Annotated in this window: 9 protein-coding genes; 5 read left to right on the plus strand and 4 right to left on the minus strand. The window is 71.1% G+C overall.

Annotated features, from left to right (window positions below):
- Positions 1-63: 63 nt before the first annotated feature.
- Positions 64-2,220 (minus strand): alpha-N-acetylglucosaminidase, encoded by a 2,157-nt coding sequence (locus tag M4D82_RS28650; RefSeq protein ID WP_283844555.1) that lies wholly within the window; start codon positions 2,218-2,220, stop codon positions 64-66.
- Between the two features lie 131 nt (positions 2,221-2,351).
- Positions 2,352-4,046 (minus strand): ricin-type beta-trefoil lectin domain protein, encoded by a 1,695-nt coding sequence (locus M4D82_RS28655; RefSeq protein WP_249769645.1) that lies wholly within the window; start codon positions 4,044-4,046, stop codon positions 2,352-2,354.
- Positions 4,047-4,374: 328 nt separating this feature from the next.
- Here M4D82_RS28655 and M4D82_RS28660 point away from each other — a divergent pair, with 328 nt between their 5' ends.
- The 5 genes from M4D82_RS28660 to M4D82_RS28680 all read left to right on the plus strand — a co-directional run bounded on the left by M4D82_RS28660 (position 4,375) and on the right by M4D82_RS28680 (position 11,313).
- Positions 4,375-4,731 (plus strand): hypothetical protein, encoded by a 357-nt coding sequence (locus tag M4D82_RS28660; protein ID WP_249769647.1) that lies wholly within the window; start codon positions 4,375-4,377, stop codon positions 4,729-4,731.
- Positions 4,732-5,060: 329 nt separating this feature from the next.
- A complete protein-coding gene (locus M4D82_RS28665; protein ID WP_249769649.1) occupies positions 5,061-6,395 on the plus strand; it encodes an ABC transporter substrate-binding protein in 1,335 nt (444 codons plus the stop codon).
- An 89-nt stretch (positions 6,396-6,484) separates the two neighbouring features.
- Positions 6,485-7,378: a carbohydrate ABC transporter permease gene (locus M4D82_RS28670; protein WP_249769651.1), complete on the plus strand. Its 894-nt coding sequence runs from the start codon at positions 6,485-6,487 to the stop codon at positions 7,376-7,378.
- Positions 7,375-8,217, plus strand: a complete 843-nt coding sequence (locus M4D82_RS28675) for a carbohydrate ABC transporter permease (RefSeq protein WP_249769654.1) — start codon at positions 7,375-7,377, stop codon at positions 8,215-8,217. Before M4D82_RS28670 ends, M4D82_RS28675 begins: the two co-directional genes overlap by 4 nt.
- A gap of 72 nt (positions 8,218-8,289) precedes the next feature.
- Positions 8,290-11,313, plus strand: a complete 3,024-nt coding sequence (locus M4D82_RS28680) for an alpha-mannosidase (protein WP_249769656.1) — start codon at positions 8,290-8,292, stop codon at positions 11,311-11,313.
- A gap of 8 nt (positions 11,314-11,321) precedes the next feature.
- On the opposite strand, the gene M4D82_RS28685 is transcribed toward M4D82_RS28680, so the two are convergent.
- Together M4D82_RS28685 and M4D82_RS28690 are read right to left on the minus strand one after the other, a co-directional pair.
- On the minus strand, positions 11,322-12,686 hold the full coding sequence (locus tag M4D82_RS28685) for a serine/threonine-protein kinase (protein WP_249769658.1): 1,365 nt from the start codon (positions 12,684-12,686) through the stop codon (positions 11,322-11,324).
- Positions 12,673-14,814: an AIPR family protein gene (locus M4D82_RS28690; RefSeq protein WP_249769668.1), complete on the minus strand. Its 2,142-nt coding sequence runs from the start codon at positions 14,812-14,814 to the stop codon at positions 12,673-12,675. Before M4D82_RS28690 ends, M4D82_RS28685 begins: the two co-directional genes overlap by 14 nt.
- Positions 14,815-14,824: the final 10 nt, after the last annotated feature.

The following is a 14,824-nucleotide window of genomic DNA, read 5'->3' on the forward strand; positions in this document are numbered from 1 at the left end:
ATCGGTCCGGGCCAGTCAACCGGCGCCCCGAGGCGCGGGCAGCGGGCCGCGAGGTGGTGTACCTCAGCCGGCGGCCGGCGCCGCCGGCAGCGCGGCGGCCACCCGCGCCGCCGTCGCGTACGCGTCCCCGACCGGCCGGGCCGGATGGCGGGTGGTGCGCCGGGCCCACTCCTCCTCGAAGGCGTGCCAGTCCACCGCCCGGGGCTGCGCCCCGCGCTCCAGCGCCTCCTCCAGCGTGTCGAAGTAGACCTTCCAGCGGCGCGCGTACAACTCAGAGATCAGGCCGTTCCATTCACGGTTCGCGTAGTCGTGCAGGAAGCCGCCCTCGCTGGTGGAACGCCGGCCCCACACGCTCAGGATCGAGCGGGCGTCGTACTCGTTGCGCTCGCGCTCCGCCGCGTCCGCGCCCCAGGCGCGGGCCGCGTCCAGCCAGCCGCCCAGCAGGAAGTTCGGATCGGTTCCGGTGAGCGTGTCCAACAGGGTTTCTCCCTCGGCCCATTGGGCCCGCAACTCGCGAAAGCGCGGCAGGTCCTTCGCGTCGTAGGCCGCCTTGATCTTCGGCAGCAGCACCCGCGAGTGGTTCGCGAGGGCCTGCCGGGCGGTGTCCACGAGGTCGAAGCGGTAGGCGCTGGAGCCGCGCGCCGCCGGTGCCACCCGCAGCAGGTGGTCCAGGGCGCGACGTACCGAACCGGCCGGGTAGCGCATCGACTTGGGGCTCCAGTACGCCGCCCCGGTCGCGGTCAGGCTCGGCCGGGCGGTGAACAGGCTGTCCTGGGACTCCGACCACATCCCCGACGAGGTGCTGTACGGGCCCGTGCGCAGCTCCTCCCACGCCGCCGCGGCCTGCGCGTCGGGCCGCCCGTAGCGGCGTGAGGCGAACGCGGCGAACCAGGCCCGCTGGTCGACCGGGTCCTTCTCCCAGGCGAGGTCGGTGAACAGGTCGAAGGCGGCCGGGTTGGTCCCGGTGGCCTCCGGAAGGTAGGCGGTGCCGACCAGCGCGCTGCCGCTCTTGGCCCGCCAGGCGGCGAACCGGTCGATCCACACACTGGTGTTGGCGCCGATCGTCGTGTGCCCGCCGAAGTTGGGGATGCTGCCCAGCGCGTACGGGGTCCCGCCCCAACGCGCCTCGCGATCCAGGCGGTTGTACCGGTCGGACAGCCCGTCCAGGATCAGCAGCTTCGAGGTGTCCACCCCGGCGAGGAGCTCGGCCGTCGGGTCGTCCTGCCAGCCGAGCACCGCCCACACGGCGCCGGGGTGGGCCGCGTGCAGGGCCTGCTGGATCGCGCCGGCGGCGGCCTTCACGTCGACCGTGCCCGTCTGCCCGCCCTCGTGCAGCGGGCTCATCCGGTACATCGTGCTGTCGCCGAACACCGCCCGCTGTTCGGCGTAGTAGGCGGCCGAGAGCCGACGGAACACCGGCGAGGTCGGGTCGAGCCAGTCGGGCCGGTCGAAGCCCGCCCAGTCGCCCTGCGCCACCGTCGTCGCACCGGGGTTGCGGGCGGTGAACTCCGGTGGCACCGTACCGAAGAAGCCGGGCAGGACGGGGGTCATGCCGAGGGAACGCAGCTGCTCGGCGATGCGACCGCCCAGCCGGGCCCGTTCGCTCATCAGCCGCTCGGAGACCGGACCGCCGAAGCCGCTCAGGTTCTGCAGCAGCCACCAACTCTGGTGCGCCGGCCCGGGGATCCACGCGCGCAGCTCCTCGGGCGAATAGCCGAAGCCCTGGAGCGCCCGGTAGTACGGGTACTCCGCACCGACCTGCACGAAGACCTCGTTGACCCCGTGCAGGGCGAGCAGGTCGATCTGGCGCCGGTGCTCTTCGAAGGAGCGGTACGGGCCCGCGTACCCGTCGTCGGTGTCGTTGAGCGCGTACCGGTGCGCGACCTTCGCGCTGCGGGTGACCGGTTCGGGGACGGCCGGCAGGGTGGCGGGCAACATGCCCAGGCTGTCGCCCGGCCAGCCGATGTCGACGCCGGCGACGTGCTGGAGGTACCAGCCGACGCCCGTCAGCAGGGTCGCGCCGGTGGAGCCGCGTACGGTGACCGCCCCGGCCCTCCCCGACACGGTGAAGGTGTCGGGGCCGGCGGCCGGGTCGGGTACGAGGGTGAACTGTCGGGCGTGGCGCGGCAGCAGCCGCTCCAGGGCGGCCCGCGCCGGCGCGGCGTCGAAGGTGCGCGGCGCGGACGCGGGGCCCGTCGCACGACCCTCGGGCCCCGGCAGCGCCCGGACCTCGGACCGTACGGGCGGGGCGCGGCGGCGCCGGGGCGGCCCCGGCGCAGACCAGGGTGAGCAGCGCGGCGGGCAGGGCGAGCAGGGCCGCGCGCGGGGTTGCGTTCCTCATCGGCGCCCGCTCAGACCGGAAGGGACCAGGCCTGGTCGACCTGGTGGTCGCCGCAGGCGGTCAACGTCAGGCGCCCGGCCGGGGCGTCCGGGGTGGCGGGCGTGGCGGGAGCCGTCAGACACAGCCCGCTGCCCCGCTCGACCAGGGCCCCGTCGCGGCGGTGCTCCCAGGTCTGCCCCTCCGCGCGCGCCGTGCCGGCGGGCGCGCAGCGGGACAGGGCCACCAGTCCGTCGGCCCCGCTCGCCGCGAGGCACTTGCCCTCCAGGCGCAACCGTCCGCCCTCGCCGAGGACCCAGCGCTGGTCGGCTCCGGCCGTGCACCCGGCCAACACGACGGCGCCGACGCCGGCGGTGTTGGCGCCGTCGACGCACCGGGCGTCGAGGCCGTTGATCTGCCCGGTGGGCACGGCGTCGGCGCAGCCGCGCGGGGTGAGCCGCCACACGGCCGTGTCGTGGGCCGCGAGGCGTCCGGTCAGGGCGTCCGAGACCTCCGTGCGCCGGCCGCTCCACAGGTCCTTGGCGTCCACCGTGCAGGTGTGCAGGCCCACGTCGGCCAGCGGTACGGAGATGTCGCGCGTGGCGCCCGAGCGGTTGAGGACGGCGACGGCGCGGTCCCCGTTGGCCAACGGTCGGGCCAGGACCTCGAAGGTGGCGTTGGAGGAGACCACGGCGCCCTGCCGGCCCAGGGGGTCCTGGTCCAGGGCGATCAGGTCGGTGTTGCCGAGCGCGGCGAGGCCCGCCGGGGTCAGCGCGGAGACCTCGGAGGACAGGATGAAGGGGGAGGCCATCATCGCCCACAGTCCGACCTGGCTGCGGCTCTCGGCCTCGGTCAGTCCGGGGGAGCCGGCGATCAGGAAGTCGGGATCGTTCCAGTTGCCGGGGCCCGCGTACCGGCCGAGCCAGCGGTTGTAGCCGTAGTTGCCGAGGACCGAGCTCCAGCGAGAGGTGGCCGGCGCCGTCGGTTTGTAGACCTTGATGTCCTTGCCCTCGCGCCACAACTGGCCCGTCTCGCCGACCCAGTCGAGTACCTTGTGCCAGTCGGATCCGCCCCATTCGCCCTGCTGGAAGTAGGCCGGCGCGGACGCGGAGAGCACCATGGGCCGGCCGCTGTCGCGCAGCGCGCGGGCGACGGAGTTGTACGCGTCGCGGTACGCCTGTTCCTTGGTCTTTCCGGGCGGCACCCACAGGTTGCAGCCGTCCATCTTGACGTAGTCGACCTTCCACGACGCGAACTGCCGGGCGTCGCGCGCGTAGTGGTCCGGGCCGCCGCCCTCGGGGGCGCCGCTGCCCGGGTAGCGCTCGCAGGTGAGGGAACCGGCGTCCTCGTAGATGCCGAACTTCAGCCCCTTGGCGTGCAGATACTCGCCGAGCCAGGCCATGCCGTGCGGGAACTTCTCGGTGTCCACGACCAGGTTGCCCCGCGCGTCGCGCTCCTTGCGCATCCAGCAGTCGTCGACGGTCACCGTGTCGTACCCCTTGGCGGCGAGGCCACTGGAGACGAGGGCCTCGGCGTTGGCGACGACCTTGGCCTCGTCGATGTCGCACATGTAGTGCGCCCAGTTGTTCCACCCCATGGGCGGGGTGAGCGCGAGCGGGGTGTCCCAGGTCGCCGTCGGCTCGGCCGCGGCGGGGGCGGGGCAGAGGGTGAGGGCGAGCAGGGCGGCCGCGGTGACGGCCGGGAGGGACGCACGTGGGCGAGGCGGCACGGGGTCTCCTTGACGTGGGGGGCGAGGAGGGGCGAGCGGTACGGCGGTCATGCGTGCGCCCAGTGCAGCGGCGTGACTACCCTCTGTCAACATAAGTCGACGGTTGTGGCTCAATGACCAGCAATATGGCCGTAATCGATGTCACTCCAAAGTGGTGATACGACGTATGACGGTCCGACACCGGTCGCCCGCGAGCGATCAACGACGAACGTCGTGTCCCCCGACGACTTTCGAGGACAGCGCCCGCCCACCGCCCGCTGCGAGGCTCCTGTCGTTCAACGGGAACGACGGGAACGCACACACCGTGCACGGAAGGGCGGGCAAGGACATGGCTCAGCGCAAGGTTTGGTTCATCGGCTGCGGAGTGGTGCTGGTCATCGGTGTCGGACTGCTCGCGGCCCTGGCCTTCGGCGCGTCCAAGGTCCTCGACATGGCCGACAAGACCCTCCTCGACCCGAAGGTCTACGAGGCCGTCCGCGTCGGCGACGCGGAGAGCGAGGTCCGCGCGAAGCTGCCCTCGGGGGACAGCTTCGTCAAGGACGCTCTCAAGGAGGGCGGCCCGGCCGAACCGGCCGGCAGCACCTGCGCCTGGTACGTCTCCACCTCGTCGAGCGCCGACGACGTGCTGCGCTTCTGCTTCAAGGACGGCAAGCTCGCCGAGAAGGCGCAGTACCGCATGAAGTAGCCCGCGAGGGTTTGCGTCGGGGGCTGATAAACCGCATTAGTGCCGGCGCTCCCCGCACCGTCGATAAGAAGTCAAATTCGGGCGGTGATTCGCGTTCGCCGTCGAAACGCCGGCAGGGGGAAGCGGTACGGAACTAAAGCGCATCAGTCCAGGTCGACGCCCGGTTGACGAACGGCCTTCCGGACCTCGCGGACCCTCTGGTATCGACGCGATACGTGGGTACCGTCGGCCGGCGGGACTTCGGCCACGTTGACGCTCCGTCCCTCGACGGACAGCGTGGACGGCGCGCTCCGGCAGCGAGGCCGGAACTTCCCCCGAAGGCGGCGAAGATGCATCGTTCCCCCGCGATCCGCAAGGCCCTCACCGCCCTGGCCGCCGGCGCTCTCCTCTCCCTCTGCGCGTGCGGGGTGAGCGGCGGTGCGGCCGACGCGAAGGACGCCGAGAAGACCGGCGAGGTGTCCGGTGAGATCACGTTCCGAACCCTTCAGCTGAAGCCGAAGTTCACCGCGTACGTCCAGGGCGTCATCGACTCCTTCGAGGACAGGTACCCCGAGGTGAAGGTGAGATGGGAGGACGTTCCGGGCGACGGCTACAACGAGAAACTGGTCGCCGACGCCCGGGCCGGAGCCCTCCCGGACGTGGTGAACCTCTCCACCGACTCCTTCCAGCTGCTCGGCGACCGCGGGATGCTCGCCGACGTCGCCAAGCTCGACCCCGAGGTCGTCAAGGAGTACGTACCGGGGGCCTGGGAGCAGTTCAAACTCCCCGGCAAGGGCGACGGCGTCTTCGCCTACCCCTGGTACGTGACCCCCGAGATCCTCACGTACAACAAGGACCTCTTCGCGGAGGCCGGGCTCGACCCCGACGAGCCGCCGACCGACGTCGAGCAGTTCTTCGACTACGCGGAGCGCATCGCGGCCCGCTCCGGCGGCCGGTTCTCCGCCTTCATGGCCGATCCGAAGGGCCGCCTGCCCGGGGACTGGCAGAAGATGGGCGTTCCCCTGCTCAACGAGCAGAGGGATCGGTTCACCTTCGACACCGACCGGGCCGTCGCCTGGGTCGAACGGATGAAGGACCTCTACGCCAAGGGCGCCATGCCCAGGGAATCCCTCCTCAAGGCCGACGACATCAACCAGCTCTACGGCAGCGGCAAGCTCGTCTTCGGCCCCGGCTCCCCGGGCTTCGTCAAGGACATCAAGCAGAACGCCCCGCAGGTCTACGAACGCACGCGCGTCGCCGGCGCCGTCACCGGCCGGCTCGGCCACATCGGCATCTACGCCCAGTCCCTCGGCATCAAGAAGGACACCCGGCACGTGGACGCGGCGAGCGAGTTCGCCAAGTGGGTCACCAACGGCCCCAACCAGGTGGAATTCTCCCGGAAGGCCACCATCTACCCCTCCAACGCGCGCGGTCTGGCCGACCCGTACTTCGCCGACAAGGGCGACGGCAAGGACGCCGAGACCCTGGCCCGCGCGGTGGGCGCCGAACAGCTGAAGACCGCCGGGCTCGACGCCAACACCCCCGTCCAGTGGACCAACCAGGTCGGGGACGCGGTGGTCCGCGAGGTGCAGAAGGCCATCACGGGGGAGCAGGACGCCCGTACGGCCGTCCGCAAGGCCCAGGAGGAGGCCAACAGGCTGCTCGCCGCCGGGGCGAGGAAATGACCGTTGCGCAGCGCCGGCGCCGGTCCGCCCGATGCCGGTCCGCCGGGCGCCGGTCCGCCGGGCGTCGGCGCGCGGCGGACCTGCGCGCCATGGAGGCCGACACCGGCCTGCCCCACCGCAGATGGTGGACGCCGTACCTGTTCCTCGCGCCCGGCCTGCTGATGGTCACGCTGTTCAGCCTCTGGCCGTTCGTCAACACCGTCGTCCTCTCCCTGACCGACGCGCAGATCCTGCGCGGCGGCCGCTTCGTCGGCCTCGACAACTACGCCCGCGCCTTCGCCGACCCCGACTTCTGGACCGCCACCGGCAACAGCGTGCTCTACCTGCTGGTCGTCGTACCCTGCCTGGTCTTCCTGCCGCTGGCGCTCGCCGTCCTCGTCCAGGCGAAGATCCCCGGCATCGGCTTCTTCCGGTCCGCCTTCTACACCCCCGTGATCGCCTCCGCCGTGGTCGTCGGCCTGATCTGGCAGTGGGTGCTGCGCAGTGACGGCCTCGTCAACACCGTCTTCCGGAAGCTCGGTGTGATCGCCGAGCCGATTCCCTTCCTCACCGACTCCACGATGCTGCTGGTCTCCGCGATGCTCGTGACCGTGTGGAAGGGCCTGGGCTACTACATGGTCTTCTACCTGGCGGCCCTCGGGAACGTCCCCGCCTCCCTCCACGAGGCGGCCGCCATCGACGGCGCCGGCCCCGTGCGCCGCTTCTTCGCCATCACCGTCCCCCAGGTGAAGCCGATGATGCTGCTGGTCGGCACCCTCTCGGCGATCTCGGCCCTGCGCGTCTTCACCGAGATCTACATCCTCGGCGGCGAGAGCGGCGGCCCCGGCGGCGGCGCCCGTACGCTGCCCTTCCTGATCCGACAGGTCGGCCTCGGCTTCTCCGGCGAGACGGGCTACGCGGCGGCCATCTCCCTGCTGCTGTTCCTCCTGACGCTGGTCTTCAGCCTGCTCGGCCACCGCCTGTCGAAGGGGGACGTGCCGTGAGCAGCACCACCCGCCGTGCTCCCGGCGCCCGGCTCGGCCTCGCCGCCCGGTACGCGACCCTGCTGCTGATGCTCGTCCTCATGCTCGGGCCGATCGTCTGGCAGTTCCTCACCTCGATCCGCGGCCGTACGGAGAACGTGTACGACGGCGTGCTGCCCTCGCAGCCCACCCTCGACAACTACCTGCGCGTCGCCGAGTCCTTCCCGCTGCTCCAGTACGTCGGCAACACCCTGATCGTGGCGGCCCTGGCCGTCACCTCGAACGCGCTCTTCGCGGCGATGGGCGGCTACGCCCTCTCCCGGGCCGGCTGGAAGGGCCGCAGGAGCGTCTTCACGGTGCTCGTGGCGACCCTGATGTTCCCCTTCGAGTCCGTGATGATCTCGATGTTCCTCACCGTCCGCGAGATGGGTCTGGTCGACACCCTCATCGGGGTCTGGCTGCCCGGGGCGGTCTCCGTCCTGAACGTCATGGTCATGCGGGCGGCGTTCCTGGCGGTCCCCAAGGAGGTGGAGGAGGCGGCGGTGCTGGACGGGGCCGGCGAGTGGACCCGCTTCACGCGTGTCTTCCTCCCGGCCGCCAAGGGGGCCCTGGCCGTCGTCTGCCTCACCAGCTTCATGGGCGCCTGGGACGACTTCCTGTGGCCCCTGCTCGTCCTCACCGACAGCGAGCACTACACGCTCCAGCTCGGCCTGAAGACCCTGGCCGGCGCCACCACCGTCAGCGACCAGCGGATCATCGCGGCCGGCGCGATGGCCGCGCTCGTCCCGATGATGCTCCTCTTCTTCGCCCTCCAGCGTTTCTTCTTCCGGGGCGTGGGCGAGGGCGCGGTAAAGACCTGAGGGTCGCCCGTCCCCGCCCAGCCGCCGTCTTCCTCCCTTTCCGCCCTCTCCTCCCTCCCTGGAGCCGCCGTCATGCACGACGACCGCAGCGTCACCGAACACCGTCTCCGCCGGACGCTCACGGAGCGGATCAAACCGGCCGTCCACTCCCGCGCGGTCCCGCTGACCGTCGAGCGCTGGGAGGCGCCCGGGGAGCCCGTGCCCGTCGCCGAGGCGTTGTCCGCCGCGTACGGGCCCTGCGCCATCGGCGAGCCGTGGGGCCCGGCCTGGGGCACCACCTGGTTCAAGGTCACCGGTGTCGTCCCCGCCGACTGGGCCGGACGCACCGTCGAGGCGGTCCTCGACCTCGGCTTCGACCGCATGATGCCGGGGTTCCAGTGCGAGGGCCTGGTGCACCGGGCCGACGGCGGCGAGGTCAAGGCGCTCAACCCGTACAACGACTGGGTGCGCGTGGCCGACCGGGCGGCGGGCGGCGAGCACGTGGAGTGGTACGTCGAGGCCGCCTCCAACCCGATCCTCGTCGATCACCGGCCCACGCAAGAGGGCGACCGGCTGACCAGCGGCGACCAACCCCTGTACCGCCTGGCCCGGATGGACCTCACCGTCTTCGAGACCGAGGTCTGGGAACTCGTACAGGACCTGGAGGTCCTCTACGACCTCATGACGCAGCTCGACCCCGGCGAAGCCCGGCGGTACACGATCCTGCGGGCCGTCGACGCCGCCCTGGACGAGGTGGACCCGGCCGACGTGCCCGGCACGGCGCCCGCCGCCCGCGCCTGCCTCGCCGGGGTGCTGGCCGCCCCCGCGCACGCCTCCGCGCACCGGATCAGCGCGGTCGGCCACGCGCACATCGACTCCGCGTGGCTGTGGCCGCTGCGCGAGACGGTCCGCAAGGTGTCCCGGACCACGTCCAACATGGTCGCCCTGATGGACGCGCACCCCGACTTCGTCTTCGCCATGTCGCAGGCACAGCAGCTCGACTGGATCAAGACGCACCGGCCCGAGCTGTTCGAGCGGATCAAGAAGAAGGTCGCCGACGGCCAGTTCGTCCCGGTCGGCGGGATGTGGGTGGAGTCCGACACCAACATGGTCGGCGGCGAGGCCATGGCCCGCCAGTTCCTCTACGGCAAGAAATTCTTCCTCGACGAGTTCGGGATCGAGACGAAGAACGTCTGGCTGCCGGACTCCTTCGGCTACACCGCCGCGCTGCCGCAGATCGTCAAACTCTCCGGCTCCCGCTGGTTCCTGACGCAGAAGATCTCCTGGTCGCAGATCAACGCCTTCCCCCACCACACCTTCTGGTGGGAGGGCATCGACGGCAGCCGCGTCTTCACGCACTTCCCGCCCGTCGACACCTACAACTCCGACCTCGGCGGCGCCCAGCTGGCCCACGCCGCCCGCAACTACCGTGAGAAGGGCCGGGGTTCACGCTCCCTGGTCCCCTTCGGCTGGGGCGACGGCGGCGGCGGCCCCACCCGCGAGCACCTGGCCCGCGCCCGCCGGCAGCGCGACCTCGAAGGATCCCCGCGCGTCGAGGTCGAGCGGCCCGACGCCTTCTTCGAGAAGGCCCACGCCGAGTACGAGGACGCGCCCGTCTGGGCCGGCGAGCTCTACCTCGAACTCCACCGCGGCACCTACACCTCCCAGGCCAAGACCAAGCAGGGCAACCGGCGCGGCGAATCCCTGCTGCGCGAGGCGGAGTTGTGGGCGGCGACCGCCGCCGTACGCGTCCCCGGGTTCGGCTACCCCTACGAGGAGCTGGAGCGGCTCTGGAAGACCGTGCTGCTCCACCAGTTCCACGACATCCTGCCGGGCTCCTCCATCGCCTGGGTGCACCGCGAGGCGCGCCAGACGTACGCCCGCGTCCACGCGGAGCTCAGCGCCCTCACCCTCGCCGCGCAGAGCGCGCTCGCCGGCCCCGGTCAGGAGCGGCTCGTCTTCAACTGCGCCCCGCACACCCGGCGCGGCATCCCGGCCGGCGGCGCCTGCCGCCCCACCGACACCGAGGGGCCGGTGACCGTCGAGGACCGGGCCGGGGGCGGTCACGTCCTCGCCAACGGGCGGCTGCGCCTGGAGATCGACGGGCGCGGGCTGCTCGTGTCGGCGTACGACGTCCAGGAGCGGCGCGAGGCCCTCGCGCCCGGCGCCGCCGCCAACCTGCTCCAGATCCACCCCGACCTGCCGAACATGTGGGACGCCTGGGACATCGACGCCTTCTACCGCAACAAGGTCACCGACCTCGTCGCCCTGGACGCGATGGAGGTCACCGAGAGCGGCCCCGCGTCCGTCACGGTCACCGTGGACCGCTCCTTCGGCTCCTCGACCGTCCGCCAGTCCCTCACCCTGCGCGCCGGTGCCAGGACCGTGGACATGGTCACGGAGGTGGACTGGCACGAGACGGAGAAGTTCCTCAAGGTCGCCTGCCCCCTCGACGTGAAGGCCGAACGGACCGCCGCCGAGACCCAGTTCGGCCACGTCTACCGGGCCACGCACACCAACACCTCCTGGGAGGCGGCCAAGTTCGAGATCTGCGCCCACCGATGGATCCACGCCGAGGAACCGGGCTGGGGCGTGGCACTGCTCAACGACTCCACGTACGGGCACGACGTCACCCGCGCGATGCGGCCCGACGGGGGCCAGACCACGACCGTACGCCTCTCCCTGCTGCGCGCCCCGCGCTACCCGGACCCGGAGACCGACCAGGGCCGCCACACCCTGCGCCACTGCCTCGCGCCGGGCGCGACCATCGGGGACGCGGTGCGCGAGGGCCACGCGCTCAACCTGCCCGAGCGGGAGGTACGGGGGGCCGGGCCGGTGGCCCCGCTGCTCACCGTCGACAACGACGCGGTGGTGGTGGAGGCGGTCAAGCTGGCCGAGGACCGGGGCGGCGACGTGATCGTCCGGCTGTACGAGTCCCGGGGCGGCCGCGCCGTCGCCACGCTCACCCCCGGCTTCACCGCCACGGCGGCGGTGGAGAGCGACCTCCTGGAACGCCCCCTGGAGGGCGGGGCCGTGTCCGCCCCTGGCCCCGACGGGACGGTGCCCCTGACCCTGCGCCCGTTCCAGATCGTCACCCTGCGCCTCCACCGGGCCTGAGGGCCGGCTCAGCCGGTCCTGCGGATACGGACGAGCGCGTCGCGTGCCTCGGTGGTCGGGGGAGCTTCGCTGCCGAGCACGTCCAGGAGGGTCGGGTAGAGGTGGGCCAGGGCGGCGAGGGCCCGCCGGCTCTGGCCGGACCGTTCCAGGAGCAGCGCGACCTGGAGCTGTGAGTCGAGCAGCAGAAGGTCGTCGGACGGGCGGGACGGAACAAGAAGGTCGACGAGCGCGGAGAAGGCGTGGAGGGCCTTCTCGGCGTCGCCCAGCCGCAGGAGGCAGTGCGCCGCCTTCGACCGGCAGTCGGCGGCACGGGCCTCGTCCCCCACAAAGGCCCATTCCTCCGCCAGCGACATGTACTCGGGTAGGGCCGCTTCGAACCGTCCGTCGTCGTAGAGGGCGAGCGCGCCGACCGTCCGGGCCAGAGGGGGCGGCACCATCGGCCCGCCGGTCAGCTCCGGAGGGGGAGTCTGGCCGTGGGCCGGGAACGGCGCGGGCTGCCGTGCGGCTTGGGCGTGCGCGTCGAGGATCCGTCCAAGCCGTTGCCGTAGGGCGCGAGCCGACGCGGGACGCCTTCCCGGGGGCTTGGCGAGACACTCCATCACCAGCTGGTCGAGGGCCGGATCGACGTCCGGACACCAATCCCGCAATGGCTTCGGGTCGAGGTCGCAGTGTCCTCTCATCAGCACCATGGGAGGGCCGGTGAAGGGGGGTTCGCCGACCAACAGCTCGTACAACATGCACCCCAGGGCGTAGAGGTCACTGTGTTCGGTGACGAGACTGGGTGCGTCGAACTGCTCGGGCGCCATGTAGGCACAGGTGCCGAGCAACTGGCCGTCCTCGGTCAGCCGGGCCTGGGCGGCTCCAGGCATGGCGGCCACGCCCAGGTCGATCACTTTCACGCCTTGGTGGCCTGTGACCATGATGTTCGCCGGCTTCAGGTCACGGTGGACGACACCCGCGGCGTGGAGATGGGTGAGGACCTCGCTGATCCGGGCCGCGACGGACAGGGCCTGCGTCACGGAGAACCGGCGGCCGCTCCGAAGGACGCGTTCGAGATCCTCTCCGGGTACGAGTTCCATGACCATGTAGGGGTTCGCCGTGTCAGGGCCCAGCCGGGCGTCGTAGACGGCGGGGATGCCGGGGTGGTCGAGCCGGGCGATCATCCGGGCCTCACGGCGGAAGCGCTCCCTCAGCGTCTCCTCCTCCGCGCTCCGGGGGCCGGAAGCGAGGCGTGCGGGGTGGATGGTCTTGAGAGCGACGTGCCGGTCCAGCTCCAGGTCGTAGCCGTGCCAGACCTGCCCCATGGCGCCGTGCCCGATCTGGTTCCGGAGCTGGTAACGGCCTTCCAGGACACGAAAGTCAGCGGCCGTCACGGTCGTCCGTCTCCGGACTCTCCGAGGCTTCCGAGCCGTGCGAGATCTCGAAGAGCTCGCGTGCGAGCTCATCCAGTGTCCCTTCACCCGGGACCAGCCAGCGGCTGGCCCCGGCCACGGCGACCGGCGCCTCCCGCCATTCGGCCTGGTCCCAGATGAGCCGAACCAGTCCGGTGGGGGAGTACTGCTTGCCGTCGGCTGCCCAGACCAGGGGACGGCGGGTGTCGTTCACCCAGGTGGCGAGGAAGCGGCGGGGGTCGGCATTGAGCCATGCGCCGAGTGTGGATTCCTCTGTCGGGCCGGGGCGGTAGACAACCTGGGTTCCGTCCAGGATCCGTTCGTGAGCCACCAGCAGTGGAACGCTGTTCGGCCTACGAAGGCGACGCGCAGGGACCTCAGGTTCGGGGAAGGAATCCTGGCCGGTGTGGAGGGAATGGAGGACGGCGGCTGCCAGGTCGCGGCATCGCACTGGACTGGCGAACACGCTATTCAGGAAGGTATGGCGGCTGAACAGCGCCTGAACCGCGTGGGCGAGGTGCAACAGGACTCGGTGGGTGAGTTCCGGTACGGAGGCCATCCGGTCCTCCCACTCGGCGCCGGGCTCGTCCGTGTCGATGGGGCCAACGGCGCGGAACACGACGTGGGCGACCAGGAGGCTCCCGCGATCGCAGACCGCGGCGGCGTGGCCGCCGAGACCGGGAGCCGTCGCGTGCAGCGACTCGTTCACCTTGCGGACGAGCTGGACCGCACGCCAGATCTCCCGCGCCGGCGGCCGGGGTTCAAAAAGTCGCGCGTACCCACCGTCCGGTGCCGGATCCCACAACGACGAGCTGTCGCTCCGGAGCCTGGCGACCAGGGTCGCATCGGGATGCGCGCATGCGAGTGCGGTCGCGGCCTCGTCCACGGTGCATCCGGCTTCACCCACTGGTGCGAGCGCTCCTCGCCGATACACGTAATCCTTCCCGAGGGATACCCGGAAATCCGCCCGAATGAAGGCCTGTTTGGAATCAAGAGCGATGAAGTCCCGGGATTCCACGCGGTTCTGCGCGTTACCGGCTGCCGTGATACGCGCGGCCAGTCCCTTGTCGGCGTCACCGACGCGGATGACTCGGACGAGTACGCACGCCTGCGCGACCGCATCTGGGTCGTTCTGGTGGGCGTGGGCGATGGAGGTGATCGTCTGGGCGCCGTTGACGACGCGCGCGTTGTGCAGGGTGAGCCGGGCAGGCCGACGGCCGGAGAACAAGGGGGCGGCGCTTACGGAGTCGCACAGCACCGTGATGCCGTTGTTGTAGTACCCGAAGGTCTGCGGATCCTCGGCAAGGGTCGCGCTGATGGCGCGGTTGACCGAGGTGGGGCCCAGGTAGCGCCGGATGTTGTCCTCGTAGAGCCTGGCTCCGAATTGGGCGTACCAGTCGGCCGGCTCGGCAGCCGACACCATGCCCGTGTACGAGACGTGCGGCTGCGTCGCCAGGTGGAAGCCGCCGGTGAAGGTCAGGGCGAGATCGATCGGTGGAGGAGCCGTTTCGCTGAGAATCGCGGAATGGAAGTCCGCGATGTCGAGGACCTGTGAGTCGACGATGTCTCCGAGCTCGTTGTACGCGCTCGCTGCGTCCGAGAGGAGGGAGGAGACGTCGGCCGACAAGTGGCCGTCACCAGCCACGGCAACCACGAGGTGGATCTTGCAGCCGGGCGAGAGGAGGACCTTGTCCACGCGTTCGGCCAGCCGCTGGAACCGTGGGTTGAACTTGTCGTACTGCAGCTCGGTGAGTCGGTTCAGCCCCTCGATCAATTTCAGGATGTCCGCGGTGGCGAGTCGAGCCCTACCGCGGTAGCTCCACTTCGCATGGATCAGCCAGATCTCGGGGGTCTCGCGTGAGAACGCGATGGCGTCGATGCCCCGGTCGTCGCGACCGTCGGTGACACAGTCGGCGGCCTCGGCCGAGTCGACGTCGGCCAGCAGACGTGCAGCGCGCGCCGCGAGCGCCCGTGACAGGAAGACCTGCTCGCGGTTGGCCTCGGGGAGGGCGGCGCAGTCGCTCAGGTCGATGAGGTCGCTGAACTCGCGGGTGAGTGCGTCGCGGATGAACCGGATCTGCGGGCCGTCGGTTTCCGTCCCGTCGTACATGGCAGGTGCT

This window comes from Streptomyces sp. RerS4 (assembly GCF_023515955.1).
Lineage (GTDB): Bacteria > Actinomycetota > Actinomycetes > Streptomycetales > Streptomycetaceae > Streptomyces.